The organism is Pseudoselenomonas ruminantium (assembly GCF_900113715.1).
Lineage (GTDB): Bacteria > Bacillota > Negativicutes > Selenomonadales > Selenomonadaceae > Selenomonas_A > Selenomonas_A caprae.
Genome location: NZ_FOQK01000025.1, coordinates 1 through 14,802, shown reverse-complemented (window position 1 = coordinate 14,802; position 14,802 = coordinate 1). Strand labels below are relative to the sequence as shown.

The following is a 14,802-nucleotide window of genomic DNA, read 5'->3' as shown; positions in this document are numbered from 1 at the left end:
TGTGCGAAAATAGGACTCGTGTCCTTATTTTCTCATGATGCAAAAAGGAGAGAAAGAAAAAGATGTATTTCATTATCAATCTTCTTGGTGTAGTGGTCTTTCTGGCCATTGGCGTTCTTTTATCCAAGAAACGTAAAGAGATTCAGTGGCGCTGTGTTGGTGCGCTGTTGCTTTTGAATGTGTTCATCGCCTGGTTCCTGACGACGTTCCCAATCGGCCGTGACATCGTATCTGGTGCAGCGGCAGGCTTCGTCTGGCTTGTCAGCGTTGCTTACGATGGTATTGCCTTTGCTTTCCCCGATTGGGTCCATGTCGAGCAGATGAACTTCTTCACCTCGGCACTGCTGCCGATCCTGCTGGTTGTACCGCTTTTTGATATCTTGACGTACATCGGCATCCTGCCGTTTGTCATCCGTTGGATCGGCAAGGCACTGGCGTTCATCACGCGCACGCCGAAGTTTGAGTCGTTCTTTGCCATCGAGATGATGTTCCTTGGCAATACGGAGGCACTGGCTGTCTCCACGCTGCAGCTCAAGCGCATGAAGGCTGACCGCAACCTGACGCTGGCCATGATGTCCATGAGCTGTGTCACGGCTGCCCTGATTGGTGTCTACACGAAGATGATGCCGGCGGAATTCATTCTGACGGCTGTTCCGCTCAACTGCATCAACGCGCTGATTGTTTCGAACCTGCTGCATCCGGTACGGGTCTCGGAAAAGGAAGATGTCATCGCTACGCTGGATGACAACGGAGCTGAGCGTCAGCCGTTCTTCTCCTTCCTCGGCAACTCGATCCTTGGCGCTGGCCGCCTGGTACTCATCATCTGCGCCAACGTCATCGCGTTCGTTGCTCTGGCAGCACTCATCGATAAGCTGCTCGTCCTCATCCATCCGTCAGTCACGTTGGAGAATATCCTCGGCTGCATCATGTTCCCGTTTGCCTGGCTGCTCGGCTTGGATGCTGGCGAGGCATTCCAGCTGGCGCAGTACATGGGCACGAAGCTCATCACGAACGAGTTTGTCGTCATGCTTAATGTCAAGGACATCATGGCGGACTTCAGTGTGCACATGCAGGGCGTCTTGACAGTCTTCATCACGTCCTTTGCCAACTTCTCGACGGTCGGTATGATCATCGGCTGCTTCAAGGGCATTGTCGACGAGGACAAGAACGATCTGATTTCCCGCAATGTCGGCTACATGCTGCTGTCCGGTATCCTGGTATCGCTGCTGTCGGCAGGCATCGCTGGCCTTTTTATCTGGTAATCGCTGAACAAAGCAAGAACCTGGCTTTTTGTCAGGTTCTTTTTTTTGCAGGGAAGGAGTTTGCAGGCAGGCCGCCGAATTAAGTAATACATCGCATTGATTGAATGCATATCACGAAGAACAAAGATTTGCAGAAGCAAGAGATATTGCTGAGGGGGCGTTAATTTTGGATAGAAAACTTAGAGTGCTGATTACGGACGATTCCAAAATGCTGCGCAAGAAACTGCGCCAGGAACTGGAGGCACTGGACTGCGAGGTGTTGGAAGCGGAGAATGGCAAAGAGGCAGTCATGATCAATCTGCAGGAATCTGTCGACTGTATCTTTTTGGATATCGTGATGCCGGAAGTTGGAGGCATCGAGGCATTGCAGGTCATCAAGGAAGTGAATCCTGATCTGCCGGTTGTCATGCTTTCGTCGGCAGGAACGCCGCAGAAGCTCATGGTTACCCTCAAGATGGGGGCAATGGATTTCATCCAGAAACCATACTCCAGCGACCAGATCAAGAAGACCATCGAGACGGTCCGAAAGAAGGTCGCTGCGAATGGCAAGTAAGTACAATATCGCCCAGTGCCTGCTCAACGAGGAGAAACATACGCCCGAAGAGATACAGGTGCTTCTGAAACAAGGCGAGGAAAATGAAGGGGCTATGGTCCGGCTGTTGCCGAAGGTCGAGACGGTCGATACGCGGCCAGTGCGAACGGCTTTGCTGCGGGCGGCCGGTGATGGCTACTCACCAGGTGAATTGTCGATCTATACGGCGTATGTGGAGATATTCATCGAAAAGCTCCGTGAGCTTGTGCATACGGAAGCTGTGATTGCCCAGGAGCCTTGCCAGGAGACTGAGCCGTCGCCTGCGTATGCGGCATCTGTCCGCATCGATGGTGACTTTGACTTCGTGGGAGGCGTGATTGCCAGCGAATCTGTTTTTTTGGAGCTTGCACGCCGTTACAGCGAAGATGATTCGCTGACAGAGGTCGACGACATGGCGATCGATGCCTGTTCTGAGTTCCTTAATGTGGTGCAGGGGCTGTTCTCGGTGGCGATGGCAAGACAGGATCTCGAAGGTGAGCTGCAATTGCCGCGGTGGGGAAAAGATGTCGTTCCGCAGGGGAGCCATCAACTGTGCCTGCGGGTCTACACGTCAGTGGGAGCTTTCCAGATTGTGCTGGCGGTAGATGAATTTTTCTGATATAATCAGGGGCAGAGTTGCTGCTCCTTTTCTTTTCTAGGAAAATTAAAAAAAAGTGTTGACAGATATCGTTTTAGCCTTTATAATAAATTCTGTTGTTAAGCGGCAAGCACAATAGCGAAAAATAAATAGCTTACTTTTGTAGAGCATTGTGGAGAGTTGTCCGAGTGGTTGAAGGAGCACGCCTGGAAAGCGTGTATACGGTGAACGCTGTATCGAGAGTTCGAATCTCTCACTCTCCGCCATTTTTTTATTTATTTTTATAAGGATTATTCTTTTTCAGGTCGGGCCATAGTGTCTGGGTCTTGCGCAATGAAGTCCCGCGAACCTCGTCAGGTCCGGAAGGAAGCAGCGATAAGAGGGCCGCTTCATGTGCCGCAAGGTCGCCTGGGGACTGTGGTCCGACGTGGAAAAGAATAAGGATAGCAAAAGGCTATCCTTTTTTTGTATGCAGAAAGTCAAAGGGGAGACGGGTTATGGCGTATATTGCATTATACCGGAAATGGCGTCCGGGCAGTTTCAAGGACCTGGTGGGGCAGGAACATATCAGCCGGACCTTGTCCAATGCCATCACATCGGGGCGCATCGGTCATGCCTATCTGTTTTCAGGCCCGCGTGGTACAGGTAAGACAAGTACAGCTAAGATCTTGGCGAAAGCGTTGAACTGTGAGCAGGGCCCGACGCCTGATCCCTGTGGCGAGTGTGAGCAGTGCCGCAAGATAAATGATGGTTCGTCGATGGATGTCTTTGAGATCGATGCGGCTTCGAACCGTGGTATCGATGAGATCCGCGACCTGCGTGAGACGGTGAAATTCGCACCGGTGGATGGCCGTTATAAGGTCTATATCATCGATGAGGTCCATATGCTGACGTCGGAGGCTTTCAATGCGCTGCTCAAGACGCTGGAGGAGCCGCCGGCACATGTCGTCTTCATCCTGGCGACTACGGAGGCGCACAAGGTGCCGGCGACGATCCAGTCGCGCTGCCAGCGCTACGATTTCAAGCGCATCACGGTGGAGGAGATCCGTGAGCGGCTGGCTTATGTGGCCGAGGAAATGCAGCTGGATGCTGAGGATGAGGCCCTGACGATGATTGCTGTCCAGGCCGATGGTGGTCTGCGTGATGCCCTCTCGATCCTCGATCAATGTTCGGCGCTGGCTGAGGGGAAGATCACGGCTGAGCGCGTGCGGCAGATCCTAGGTCTTGTCGGTCATGATTGGATCTACCGCATGACAAGGGCTTTGGCCGCACATAAGGCGCAGGAAGTGCTCGAAATCATCGCGGAGCTCTTGCGGGATGGCAAGGATCTCAAGCAGATCGTGGCGGAGCTTTCGCTGCACCTGCGCAGTTTGATGATCTATCAGGCCGCAGGTACGGTAGCGAATATGGATCTATATGCTGAGCAGGATGAAGTGCTCAAGGAGCAGACGCAGCTATTTACGTCAGAGCAGATCATGCAGATGATCAAGCGCCTGCATGAGGCAATGAACGAAATGAAATGGTCGCCGCAGCCGCGCATCACAGTCGAGGTTGCCCTGCTGGCTTTGTGCCGTCCGGAGGCAGCTGCCGTCAATCCGGCGGCTGCGCCTGCGGCAGCCGCAGATCCGCGCATCGCCCAGCTGGAGGCCAAGCTGGCCCAGGTAACGGCAGCTCTGGCAGCAAGACCGGCAGCTCCGGCAGCAGCTGCCAAAGCTGCTGTGCGCCCTGCACCTCCGGTCCAGGCGCAGACTGCACCGCCGCCTGCGCCGCTGGAGGTCACGGCGGCTGATGCAGAGGTCTGGGATACCCTGTTGCGCAGATTGCGGGAGACCAATAAGATGCCGATCCTGGCCTGTGTACAGCAGGGAAGTTTTGCCGGTATGACTGAAAAGCAGTTTTTCATCCAATTCAAGGGCAGTCTGATGGCGTCGCTGACGATGCGCAATTATCGGCAGCAGCTTGAAGCGCTGCTGCAGGAAATCACGGGGCGCGAACTGCATCTGTCGTGCAGTGGCGAAGACATGCCGATGGCTCCGCCGCCGCGTCCCAAACCAAAACCGCGGGCGGAATCCATTCCGCTGCCAGAGGAGCCGCCAACCATTCCGGTGGACCTCAATGACATTCCGCCGGAGGAGCGGGCGCCGCTGGAGACGGCTTTCAACTATTTTGGGGATCATGTAGTAGAAATCGAGGATGACAAATGACAGGGTTAGTGAAGCAACTGCAAGAGAAGACAGGATTTTCGGAATCTGAGGCGATGATTGCGGACTATCTGCTGACGCATTTCCGCATGCTGCCAGGAATGTCTACGCGCCAGCTGGCCAAGGAAACCTTTACGAGCTCCGCAGCGATCGTCCGCTTCAGCCAGAAGCTGGGGTTTGGCGGTTATACGGAGTTCCGGGTCAAATTCCTGGCGGAGATGATGCGCTATATTGAACGGCCCCATGGCGATGAGCTTGTCATGACGGATCGCGACTCCGTGCACTCGCTGCTGGATAAGGTTACGAGTATTGAGCTCGATGCGATCAAGGATACGCGGACGATGCTCGACCCGGCTGATTTTGTGCGGGCGCTGGCGCTGCTCAACAAGACGAACCATATTGATTTCTACGCGACGGACAACAATCTCGATATCGCGAATATGGCTGCTTCCAGCTTCATCATGGCCAATAAGTGTTCGACCGTTCATCCGGCTATGACCATGCAGTATTTGCAGGCGACTGGTGCGCCCAAGGATCATGTGGCATTTTTCATCAGCCGGACGGGCGAGAACCGTATGCTGCTCGATATCGCGCATCTGCTCAAACTCCGGGGCAATTCCATCATCCTGCTGACGGCGGCACCGCATTCGTCCCTGGCCTCCATGGCAGAGGTGGTTTTTCCTGTGGCGACGGTGAAGTCCATGGAAGAATTGGGGCCGCGCGTCTTCCTGCTGACGGCGAAATACGTGACCGATATCTTGTTTGCTGTGCTGATGACACGGGTGGATTACAAAAATGCCCAGCAAAAGGAGCAGTGGCTCAACAAGCATTTTTACTACTGATGAAGATTTTCTGGCTTCCCTGCGGGGAAGCCTTTTTTTATGCGTAAATAACAGAATATTTCAAATACCTGCAATATATGTAACAGTGATACAGCACAAAGAATCTTTCTGTGCACTTCGTTGAATCAGTGTTTCGTATTGGTTTGGCGTTATTGTGCGCAAAAAGTACGGCGTGTTATATTAGACTTACCTTAAGGGGACGGGGCTGGGCGCGCAGCCTCAAGGTTATCGACTATTGGAAAAGAGGAAAAAGAACATGAGTAAACAAGAACTGTTCGATAAGTTTATCGAATTCATGGGAGAGTTCGCTCAGATTCGTGCTGTAGCAGCTCTGCGTGATGGTTTCATCATGACGACGCCATTCACGATTTGCGGTTCGGTGTTCCTGCTGCTCGCAAATCTGCCGATTCCCGGTTATGCTGAGTTCATGGCTTCGCTATTCGGCAACGATTGGACGGCACCGCTCAATGCAGTTGCTGGTGGTACGTTCAGCGTGCTGGCACTTATCGTAGTTTTGTCTATCACGTATAAATATGTAGAGAACGAAGGCTGCGATGCAATCATGGCGTCGATCCTGGCCTTGTCCACGTTCCTGATCCTGCTGCCGCCGTCCATCATCACCAAGGGTGGGGAGACTGTTGGTGATATCATTCCGAAGGCTTGGGCTGGCAGTAACGGTGTCATCACGGCAATCATCATTGCCTTCTTTGTTTCGTATGTGTTCTGCTATTGCGAGAAGAATCATATCGGCATCAAGATGCCGGATTCGGTGCCTTCGGGCGTTGCCAAAGCCTTTACGGCTCTGGTACCGGGTATGATCTTCTTCACAACGGCATCGGTACTCTATGGCCTTTGCCATTATATCGGCGCTACGACGCTGCCAGAGCTTATTTTCAAAGTCATCCAGACGCCGCTGCAGGGTCTTTCGGATTCGCTGGCTGGTGGTTCGATCATCGTCGGTTTGCAGAGCATCCTGTTCTGGGCTGGTATCCATGGCCCGAACGTTGTCGGCGGTGTAGTCAGCCCGCTCTTGATTGCCAACTCGTTGGACAACCAGCATATCATCGATGCGGGCATGAGCCTTATCAACAACCCGCAGGCTAAGATATTCACTTGCCAGATCAATGATGTGTTTGTCAAGAGCGGTGGCTGTGGCCTTACGCTGGGCCTGCTGATTGCCGGTGCGATTACGGCCCGTTCGCAGCAGCTTAAATCCTTGATGAAGATGGCCTTTGTTCCGGGACTCTTCAATATCAATGAGCCGATCATCTTCGGCCTGCCGATCGTCTTCAATCCGTATCTGCTCGTACCGTTTATCCTGGTACCGCTGCTGGCTATGTTTGTCACGTATTTCTCGATTTCGCTGGGCTTCATGGCTCCGTTCAGTGCTGTACAGGTTCCCTGGACGACGCCGCCGGTAATCGCTGGCTTCTTGCTCGGTGGCTGGCAGGGCGCTGTCGTACAGATTGTGAACCTTGCCATCGCTACGGCTGTCTACTTCCCGTTCCTCAAGGCGCAGGACAATGCCTTCCTTAAAGAGGAACGCGGTGAGCAGTCTGAGGAGAACGTCGAAGATACGGATGCAGTCACTACACATTGAGATAAAGGGGAGTTAGATGATGAATCGTAAAAAAACGGGAGCTATCCTGCTGGGATTGACTATGGGGCTTACGGGAACGGTATGTGCAGCACCGGCTGACGAGACAGATGTCACTGCACGCATTGCTGCATTGGAGGCACAGCAGCAACAGCTGGCTGAGCAGCTCAAAGCGTTGAAACAGGAAAACAACAAGCTGAAGAATGCAAAGACGGTAGCGAATAAGAACAAAAATGATATTCAAGCATTGAAGGCAGAGCAGGATCGCGTCAAAATCTATGGTTTTGTACGTGCATCGTGGGACAAGGATAACGCTCGCAATCAAGGTGATGCCTGGGCTGATGAGAAGGATAATTCCCGTTATTATCTGAACTTGCTGGGTGATCTCAAAATCAATGATGAATGGACAGGTCATTTCCAGAGCGAGACAAATCAGCGGTTCGCGCATCAGACTGGTAATGGCACGGAAGGTAAATTGAAGAGAGAGCATGGACAGATCCAGCGTATTTGGCTTACGGGCAATCTCAAGAACGGTTTGGAAATCAATGCGGGCCGTAAGTGGAGTCCGCTTGGCATGCAGTTCTCGTTGCTTGGCTGCACCACGAGTGGTATCGATGTAAGCTATCCGATTACGAAACAAGGATTGCGAGCTGGTGCTTTCTACTACGCGATGGCTGAGTATGATAATGCGGACTTTTCGATGTGGGGCCCGACAATCCGCGGCCCAATTGGTCATAACTTCGATATCAATCTTGCCTATGCAAAGTTGAATGTTGGCCGTACTGGTGAAATCAATAAATTCTATGAAGATGGCAAACAGAAGACTCCATTTGGCAATCAGGGATTTGTTTTGAGTGCGGCGACGAATGTTGCTAAGAATTTGCGGCTTACTGCGGATTATGTGCAGACGAATTATCAGGCAGACCCAGGTGAACAGGATAATAACCGTGCCTATCTGGCCCGACTGGATTATAAGTGGACGAATCCATCGGTCGTCGGTTCGTTCGGTGCTTATCTGCGCTACCATGACATCCAGGCGCATGGCAATATCTGGGCTGATGATGCTTGGGGATCGCTGCTCAAGGATTCCAAGGGCTGGACGGTCGGCTTCAAATATGTGCCGTGGAAGAATGTCGAATGGGAGACGTTCTATCAGATTGCTGACTGCGGCATGTCGCAGAAAGCCGATGGCGAATGGTGGGAGAAAAAGTCGTTCAAACGCAACCTTATCCGCACCCAGCTCGATTACCATTTCTAAGCGTGATTTGTCAATACTATAGTTTTTCCAAAGTCAAAGGGGAGAGTTTATCATGAAAAAGATTGTTTTGCTTTGTGCGTCGGGGATGTCCACGAGCATGCTGGTCAAGAAGATGAAAGAGGCAGCAGCTGCTGATAACTACGATTGCTCGATCGATGCGTTCTCCGCATCGGAGGCGGCAACGAAGGCAGCTGATGCGGACTGTGTCCTGCTGGGACCGCAGATCCGCTTCCAGAAGAACAAGATTGCCGAGCAGATTCCGGGGATTCCGGTAGATGCAATCGACATGCGCATGTATGGCCGCATGGATGGCAAGGGTGCTCTGGATTTCGCGCGTAAACTTATGAAGGATTGAGGTTTTATAATGGAAGGTTTGGAACTTACTGCATTTCAGATTATTTCGGCTGTCGGCACGGCCCGCAGCTGCTATATTGAGGCTATTCAAGAGGCCAAAAAAGGCAATTACGAATCGGCAGAGAGACTCATAAAAGATGGTGATGAGGCGTTTGTTGAAGGTCATGATGCTCATGCGGGGCTCTTGCAGAAGGAGGCTTCGGGTGAGGGTGGCAACATCAATCTGCTGATTCTCCATGCTGAAGATCAGCTGATGAGTGCTGAAGGCTTTAAGACGATTGCATTGGAATTCATCGAAGTGTACAAGCGCTTTGATGCTGAGAAGGAGGCCTGATTATGAGTTTCCCAAAAGGTTTCCTCTGGGGCGGCGCAGTAGCAGCCCATCAGCTTGAAGGTGGCTGGAAAGAAGGCGGCAAAGGCATAAGCGTTGCCGATGTCATGACGGTCGGCGGTCCTGGCAAACCGCGTGAGATCACCGATGGTGTCCTGCCAGGCAAGATCTATCCGAATCATGAGGCGATCGAATTCTATTCGCATTATAAAGAGGATATCGCTCTGCTGGCCAAGCTGGGTTTCAAATGCTTCCGTACAAGTATTGCCTGGACGCGCATTTTCCCGAATGGGGATGAGCTGGAGCCTAATGAAGAGGGGCTGAAGTTCTACGATGATCTTTTCGATGAGATGCATAAATATGGCATGGAACCGGTCATCACGCTCTCGCATTTTGAGATGCCCTATCATCTGGTCAAAGAGTATGGCGGCTGGCGCAACCGCAAGCTTGTCGACATGTTTGTCCGCTTTGCTGTGACTTGCTTTGAGCGTTATAAGGATAAAGTGAAGTACTGGATGACGTTCAACGAAATCAACAATCAGCGCAATGTCGATGATGCGTTTGCTCCGTTCACGAATTCTGGTGTGCTCTACCAGGACGGGGAGGATCGCTATGAGGTTCTCTACCAGGTAGCACATCATGAGTTTGTCGCGTCGGCTAAGGCAGTCATCGAGGGGCATAAAATCAATCCGGATTTCCAGATTGGCTGCATGCTCGCGATGTCGCCTGTCTATCCGGCCACGTCCAAGCCGCTGGATCAGATGGCAGCACTCAAGGAGATGGACCGTACCTTCTACTATGGCGATGTCCAGTGCCGCGGTCATTATCCGCAGTACATGCTCAAAGAGTGGGAGAACCGCGGCTATCATATCGAGATGGAAGACGGCGATCTTGCGCTGCTCGAGGAAGGCAAGGTGGATTATTTCGCCCTGTCATACTACATGAGTTTTGTCAGCGAGTATGACCCGAATGGCAAGATCCATATGGGCAAGGAAGTCCCGAATCCGTATGTCAAGGCATCGGATTGGGGCTGGCAGATCGATCCGGTCGGCCTGCGCTATATGCTCAATGTCCTGGCGGAACGCTATGAGCTGCCGATGATGATCGTGGAAAACGGCATTGGCCTGCATGAAGAACCGGCAGAGGACGGTGTGGTGCATGACGATGAGCGCATCAAGTATTTTGCTGAGCATATTGCGCAGATGAAGGATGCCATCGAAAAAGACGGCATCACGCTGATGGGGTACTGCCCCTGGGGGCCAATCGACCTCGTCTCAGCCAGCACGGGTGAGATGGAGAAACGCTACGGCTTCATCTATGTCGACAAAAACAACAAAGGCGAGGGTACACTTGCGCGTTCGCCCAAGAAATCCTTCTATTGGTATCAGAAAGTCATTGCCAGCAATGGTGAAGATCTAACGTATTGATTATATGAATCGGGAGGAATACAGAATGATGGATATTCGCAAGAAAGCTTTGGCAGTAGCAGTTTTGGCTGCACTGGCAGCTCCGGTCTCTGTTTCGCTGGATGTGGTTTCGCCGGCAATTGTTTCTGCTGCACCGGCAGCGGAAACGAAAGCCAGTGATGCCTTTACGATCGATTTGACGAAAGGCGGGCAGAATGACATCTCCATCCCTTCGGATGGCTGGACGAATGGCAATCCGTTCAATGTATTCTGGCATAAAGAAAATGTCACATTTGAAGATGGTGCAATGCAGTTGATTGTTGATGCTTCGCCGAATCCGGCGGCGGATAAGGTTCCGTATTCCGGTGGTGAGTATCGTACCAAGAATTTCTATGGTTATGGCCGTTTTGAAACGACGATGAAGGCCATCAAGAATGATGGTGTTGTCTCCTCGTTCTTTACCTGCACGGGTCCTTATGACAACGGCAACGACTGGGATGAGATCGACTTCGAGGTACTTGGCAAGGACACCACGAAGGTTCAGCTCAACTATTTCCGCAAGGGTGTTGGTGGTCATGAGAAGATGATCGACCTGGGCTTTGATGCATCGGAAGACTTCCATACCTACGCATTCGAGTGGCACAAGAACTCTATCATCTGGTATGTCGATGGCAAAGAGGTCTACCGTGTCGAAGGGGGCGACCTGCCGTGCACGAAGGGCCGCATCCTTATGAACGCATGGTGTGGCAAAGGCGTCGATGAGTGGCTCAAGCCCTTCAAAGATGACAACATGCCGCTGGTGGCTGAATACAAATCCATCAAGTATACGCCGTTTGCAGAATAAGGAGTGATAGTATCATGCAGAGCAAGAAAAGACTTTGCCAGTTGGTACTGGCGGGGATTGCCATGCTAGGAACCTGCGGGATGGCATCCCTTACGGAAGCTGCCGATGCTGGTATGCATGTCGATCAGGTCGGCTACCTTACTGGCTATGAAAAAGTAGCTATGGTAACGGATTCCGGCGATACGGATTTCAGCGTAGTCGATGCCAAGACGGGGAAGGTTGTCTATACGGGGAAACTGTCGGCAGCCAAGGCTGATCCGATGTCTGAGGAAACGCTGCGCCGGGCGGATTTCACAGGGCTCAAAACGCCTGGTACATATAAGCTCAAAGTGGGCAATCGTGAATCCTATGACTTTGCTATCGGCGACAATGTCTATGCTGTCCCAGCGGTCCAGACCTGGCGTTCCTATACGCTGACGCGCAGCGGCACGCCGATTGATGATGCGGGTATCACGGGCCTCAAAGTCAAAAACGGCCATGCGCAGGACAAAGAAGCCAAGGTGTATTTCACGGACAAGCTCAATAAGAAGGGCGATAAAGTCGATGTGACAGGCGGCTGGTATGATGCCGGCGATTACGGCAAATACACGACGACAGCTGGCATTGCCGCTGCTGAGCTGCTGCTGGCCTATGAGGCGCATCCTGATCATTTCACGAAGGGGCAGCTGTTGTTCCCGAAAGGCATCAAGTACGATAAGAATCTGCCGGATGCGCTCAATGAAGTCAAGTACGAATTTGATTTCATGAAAAAGATGATGCGCAAGGATGGCAGTACGTTCCATAAGGTATCTGGTGCCCAGTGGCCGGGCTTTGACAAGAGCCCTGATACGGATACGCAGGAGCGCTTCTTATACAGCACTTGCTCGGCTAGCACGGCGATGTATGGTGCCAGCCTGGCTATTGGTGGCCGCGTCTACAAGGATTTCGATCCGGCATATGCCAAGTCGCTGCTGAAGGATGCCGACAAGGTATGGGGCTATCTGGCCAAGACGAAAGAATCGGTCTATCGCGTGGATGAAGGCCAGGAAAGCGGTTCGGGTCCGTACAACGATACGAATGACATTCAGGAGCGCTTGTGGATGGCCGCTGAAATGTTCCGTACGACGGGCGACAAGAAATATGAAGAGTATCTCAAGGCGAACAAGGCGGAGTTCACCAAAGCACCGGGCTTCTTCACTTGGGATAACACGCTGGCCTTGGCGCAGTTTGCCTATGCGATGTCCAAGAATGCGGATGCAGGTCTGCAGACCGAGGTAAAGAAGGTTTATCTCGATTATGCGGATATGATTGCTGGCAAGATCGCTAAAGACGGCTTTGGCTGTGCGCTGTCGAAAGAAGAATACACCTGGGCCTCGACGAAGAATGCCATGACGCAGGGCGATATGCTGCTGATGGCATATCAGCTTGAGCCGAAACAGGCCTATGTCGAAGGTGCTTTGTCCCAGATCCATTACATGTTTGGCCGCAATTCGCTCGATAAGAGCTTCCTCACTGGGGCCGGATCTAATCCGCCCGAGCATCCGCACAACCGCATCCATGAGAGCACGGGCGCCTATATCCCGGGCCTCTTGGTTGGTGGACCGAATGCAGTATCGGGTGGCGATCCGGATCAGACGAAGTATCTGGAGAGCGGCCATATCCCGACGGCAAAATCCTATTTGGATGTCCTGTCGTCCTGGTCTACGAATGAGTATGCCATCGACTATACGGGAACGGCAGCCTATGCTCTGGCATGGTTTGCCAAACCGGAAGCTCTTACGGCATCTCAGATAAAGCTTACGCGCGATTTCCCCGTCGTGGCGAAGTAAGATTCTCTTTTTCAAACCTATAGCAAAACTTTGGAAAACTGTTTCTGCAAAAAATCTCGCTGTCGTGCAGACGGCGGGATTTTTTGTTCGCGTAGGCTGTTGCGGATTATGGTTGACGTTGGCACGTTATTTTGGTAGGCTAGAGGAAGTGAAAAAAGAAAGACAAGCATGCTTGGTTAACAGCGTGTGATGAGAGGAGCAATAACATGTTTGGTGGAATGGGCAACATGGGCCAAATGGCCGGCATGATGAAAAAAGTCCAGAAAATGCAGAACGAAATGAAGAAGATGCAGGACGAACTCAAACGCAAGACTGTTGAGGTCACGGCTGGTGGCGGCGCAGTCAAGATTGTCATGAATGGCGAGAAGCAGGTGCAGTCGCTGGTCATCGATCCGGCAGCTGTCGATCCGGAAGATGTTGAGATGCTGCAGGATCTGATCTCGGCAGCATTCAATGAGTCCATCAAGAAAGTAGACGATATGATGGCCTCTGAGATGGGCAAGCTGACGAGTGGTCTTGGTTTGCCGCCAGGGATGTTCTGATTGTGCAATACATTGCACCGCTTGCAAAACTGATAGAGCATTTTCGCGCACTGCCGGGGATTGGAAACAAGACGGCAGTGCGTCTTGCTTATCATGTGCTGGATATGGATGTGGAGCAGGCCAAGGCTTTAGCTGGTGCTATCGTCGAAGCGAAGGAGAAGATCGGTTATTGCAATACCTGCTTCAATCTCAGCGACCAGAACCCCTGCGCAATCTGTGGCAGCGACCAGCGCGATCATTCGCTTATCTGCGTGGTCGAGCAGCCGCAGGATGTTGCAGCGATGGAGCGCATGCGTGATTTTCACGGCGTCTATCATGTGCTTCATGGCGCTCTGTCCCCGCTCGAAGGTGTGGGGCCTGACCAGATACGCATCAAAGAACTGTTGAACCGTCTGGCTGATGATACAGTCAAGGAGGTCATTATGGCGACGAACCCGAATGTTGAGGGGGAGGCAACTGCCATGTATATTGCCAAGCTGCTCAAGCCAATGGGAGTAAAAGTCACGCGCATCGCGCATGGCCTGCCGATTGGCGGCGATCTTGAGTATGCGGATGAGGTGACCTTATCCAAGGCAATGGAAAATCGGAGGGAAATCTAATGGAAATCATCGTGGCCTTTGCAGTGGGCCTTATTGTACTCTGCCTGATCGGCAAGATCATTGCCTTGCCGATGAAGCTATTGTGGAAACTCATTACGAACAGTGTGGTGGGTGCTGTTTTGTTGTGGGTGGTCAACCTGTTTGGAGCTGGTATCCAAATCACCTTTGTGAAAGCTTTGCTGGCAGGTGTACTCGGAGTTCCGGGGGTAATCATCGTCCTGCTGATGAACTGAGAATAGATCCCTGGCTGTACTGGCTGATGCTGGCGGTCAGGGATCTATTCATAAAAACATGCAAAAAATGAAAAAAAGTGTTGACATATGAGGAAAAGACGTGTATCATAATACAAGTCGCTGAGAGATACGGCACACGATGTGAACCCGCGAAGCCTTGACTGGTAAGGGATTGAAACATGTTGGTTCCGAATTCAGTCAAAAAGAATTTAAAAAAGTTCTTGACAGAGAAAACTCAACGCGATATAATAAACAAGTCGCTAAGATGAGCGGCACGGTTCGAAAGAACCAGAGATTGTTCTCTGAAAACTAAACAATGCAGAATGAATCATGCAACATGATTCAAGCCAGATGTT

The 14,802-nt window shown here is 51.8% G+C and carries 15 protein-coding genes, 1 tRNA gene and 1 other RNA gene; all 17 read left to right on the top strand.

The features are described 5' to 3' along the window. The first annotated feature begins 62 nt into the window (after window positions 1–62). The 17 genes from BM181_RS11915 (at window position 63) to BM181_RS11835 (ending at window position 14,446) form a co-directional block, all read left to right on the top strand. On the top strand, window positions 63–1,262 hold the full coding sequence (locus tag BM181_RS11915) for a NupC/NupG family nucleoside CNT transporter (RefSeq protein ID WP_075445230.1): 1,200 nt from the start codon (window positions 63–65) through the stop codon (window positions 1,260–1,262). Between the two features lie 166 nt (window positions 1,263–1,428). Further along, window positions 1,429–1,815, top strand: a complete 387-nt coding sequence (locus tag BM181_RS11910) for a response regulator (protein ID WP_075445228.1) — start codon at window positions 1,429–1,431, stop codon at window positions 1,813–1,815. Beyond that, a complete protein-coding gene (locus BM181_RS11905) occupies window positions 1,805–2,452 on the top strand; it encodes a hypothetical protein (protein ID WP_075445226.1) in 648 nt (215 codons plus the stop codon). The genes BM181_RS11910 and BM181_RS11905 overlap by 11 nt, the downstream gene beginning before the upstream one ends. Before the next feature lie 153 nt (window positions 2,453–2,605). Continuing rightward, window positions 2,606–2,697: transfer RNA gene (locus tag BM181_RS11900), tRNA-Ser, on the top strand. A gap of 51 nt (window positions 2,698–2,748) precedes the next feature. Continuing rightward, an RNA gene (ffs, locus tag BM181_RS11895) (signal recognition particle sRNA small type) lies at window positions 2,749–2,848 on the top strand. Between the two features lie 80 nt (window positions 2,849–2,928). Then, window positions 2,929–4,635, top strand: a complete 1,707-nt coding sequence (gene dnaX, locus BM181_RS11890) for a DNA polymerase III subunit gamma/tau (protein ID WP_075445224.1) — start codon at window positions 2,929–2,931, stop codon at window positions 4,633–4,635. Continuing rightward, window positions 4,632–5,474, top strand: a complete 843-nt coding sequence (locus BM181_RS11885) for a MurR/RpiR family transcriptional regulator (protein WP_075445222.1) — start codon at window positions 4,632–4,634, stop codon at window positions 5,472–5,474. The genes dnaX and BM181_RS11885 overlap by 4 nt, the downstream gene beginning before the upstream one ends. Before the next feature lie 256 nt (window positions 5,475–5,730). Beyond that, window positions 5,731–7,074 (top strand): PTS sugar transporter subunit IIC, encoded by a 1,344-nt coding sequence (locus BM181_RS11880; RefSeq protein ID WP_075445220.1) that lies wholly within the window; start codon window positions 5,731–5,733, stop codon window positions 7,072–7,074. Between the two features lie 16 nt (window positions 7,075–7,090). After that, a complete protein-coding gene (locus BM181_RS11875; protein WP_075445218.1) occupies window positions 7,091–8,329 on the top strand; it encodes a hypothetical protein in 1,239 nt (412 codons plus the stop codon). A 52-nt stretch (window positions 8,330–8,381) separates the two neighbouring features. After that, the gene (locus BM181_RS11870) at window positions 8,382–8,684 is read left to right on the top strand and encodes a PTS sugar transporter subunit IIB (RefSeq protein ID WP_075430501.1); all 303 of its coding nucleotides are present in this window, start codon (window positions 8,382–8,384) and stop codon (window positions 8,682–8,684) included. A 9-nt stretch (window positions 8,685–8,693) separates the two neighbouring features. Beyond that, window positions 8,694–9,017, top strand: coding sequence for a PTS sugar transporter subunit IIA (locus BM181_RS11865; RefSeq protein WP_075445216.1), 324 nt, complete (start codon window positions 8,694–8,696; stop codon window positions 9,015–9,017). 2 nt (window positions 9,018–9,019) lie between these two features. Further along, complete coding sequence (locus BM181_RS11860; protein ID WP_075445214.1) at window positions 9,020–10,441, top strand: 6-phospho-beta-glucosidase; 1,422 nt, start codon at window positions 9,020–9,022, stop codon at window positions 10,439–10,441. 25 nt (window positions 10,442–10,466) lie between these two features. Continuing rightward, window positions 10,467–11,264: a glycoside hydrolase family 16 protein gene (locus BM181_RS11855; RefSeq protein WP_256211377.1), complete on the top strand. Its 798-nt coding sequence runs from the start codon at window positions 10,467–10,469 to the stop codon at window positions 11,262–11,264. Between the two features lie 14 nt (window positions 11,265–11,278). Then, on the top strand, window positions 11,279–13,072 hold the full coding sequence (locus BM181_RS11850; RefSeq protein ID WP_075445212.1) for a glycoside hydrolase family 9 protein: 1,794 nt from the start codon (window positions 11,279–11,281) through the stop codon (window positions 13,070–13,072). A 206-nt stretch (window positions 13,073–13,278) separates the two neighbouring features. Continuing rightward, window positions 13,279–13,614 (top strand): YbaB/EbfC family nucleoid-associated protein, encoded by a 336-nt coding sequence (locus BM181_RS11845; RefSeq protein WP_075430492.1) that lies wholly within the window; start codon window positions 13,279–13,281, stop codon window positions 13,612–13,614. Between the two features lie 2 nt (window positions 13,615–13,616). Further along, window positions 13,617–14,213, top strand: coding sequence for a recombination mediator RecR (gene recR, locus BM181_RS11840; protein ID WP_075445210.1), 597 nt, complete (start codon window positions 13,617–13,619; stop codon window positions 14,211–14,213). Beyond that, complete coding sequence (locus BM181_RS11835; protein ID WP_075445208.1) at window positions 14,213–14,446, top strand: pro-sigmaK processing inhibitor BofA family protein; 234 nt, start codon at window positions 14,213–14,215, stop codon at window positions 14,444–14,446. Before recR ends, BM181_RS11835 begins: the two co-directional genes overlap by 1 nt. Window positions 14,447–14,802 lie beyond the last annotated feature (356 nt).

Excerpts from the sequence above, each read along its gene's own strand:
- BM181_RS11880 (WP_075445220.1), top strand. The coding sequence starts at position 5,731 with ATGAGTAAACAAGAACTGTTCGATAAGTTTATCGAATTCATGGGAGAG.
- BM181_RS11855 (WP_256211377.1), top strand. The coding sequence starts at position 10,467 with ATGATGGATATTCGCAAGAAAGCTTTGGCAGTAGCAGTTTTGGCTGCA.
- BM181_RS11865 (WP_075445216.1), top strand. The coding sequence starts at position 8,694 with ATGGAAGGTTTGGAACTTACTGCATTTCAGATTATTTCGGCTGTCGGC.
- BM181_RS11870 (WP_075430501.1), top strand. The coding sequence starts at position 8,382 with ATGAAAAAGATTGTTTTGCTTTGTGCGTCGGGGATGTCCACGAGCATG.
- BM181_RS11885 (WP_075445222.1), top strand. The coding sequence starts at position 4,632 with ATGACAGGGTTAGTGAAGCAACTGCAAGAGAAGACAGGATTTTCGGAA.
- dnaX (WP_075445224.1), top strand. The coding sequence starts at position 2,929 with ATGGCGTATATTGCATTATACCGGAAATGGCGTCCGGGCAGTTTCAAG.
- BM181_RS11835 (WP_075445208.1), top strand. The coding sequence starts at position 14,213 with ATGGAAATCATCGTGGCCTTTGCAGTGGGCCTTATTGTACTCTGCCTG.
- BM181_RS11850 (WP_075445212.1), top strand. The coding sequence starts at position 11,279 with ATGCAGAGCAAGAAAAGACTTTGCCAGTTGGTACTGGCGGGGATTGCC.
- BM181_RS11875 (WP_075445218.1), top strand. The coding sequence starts at position 7,091 with ATGATGAATCGTAAAAAAACGGGAGCTATCCTGCTGGGATTGACTATG.
- BM181_RS11915 (WP_075445230.1), top strand. The coding sequence starts at position 63 with ATGTATTTCATTATCAATCTTCTTGGTGTAGTGGTCTTTCTGGCCATT.
- BM181_RS11860 (WP_075445214.1), top strand. The coding sequence starts at position 9,020 with ATGAGTTTCCCAAAAGGTTTCCTCTGGGGCGGCGCAGTAGCAGCCCAT.
- BM181_RS11845 (WP_075430492.1), top strand. The coding sequence starts at position 13,279 with ATGTTTGGTGGAATGGGCAACATGGGCCAAATGGCCGGCATGATGAAA.
- BM181_RS11905 (WP_075445226.1), top strand. The coding sequence starts at position 1,805 with ATGGCAAGTAAGTACAATATCGCCCAGTGCCTGCTCAACGAGGAGAAA.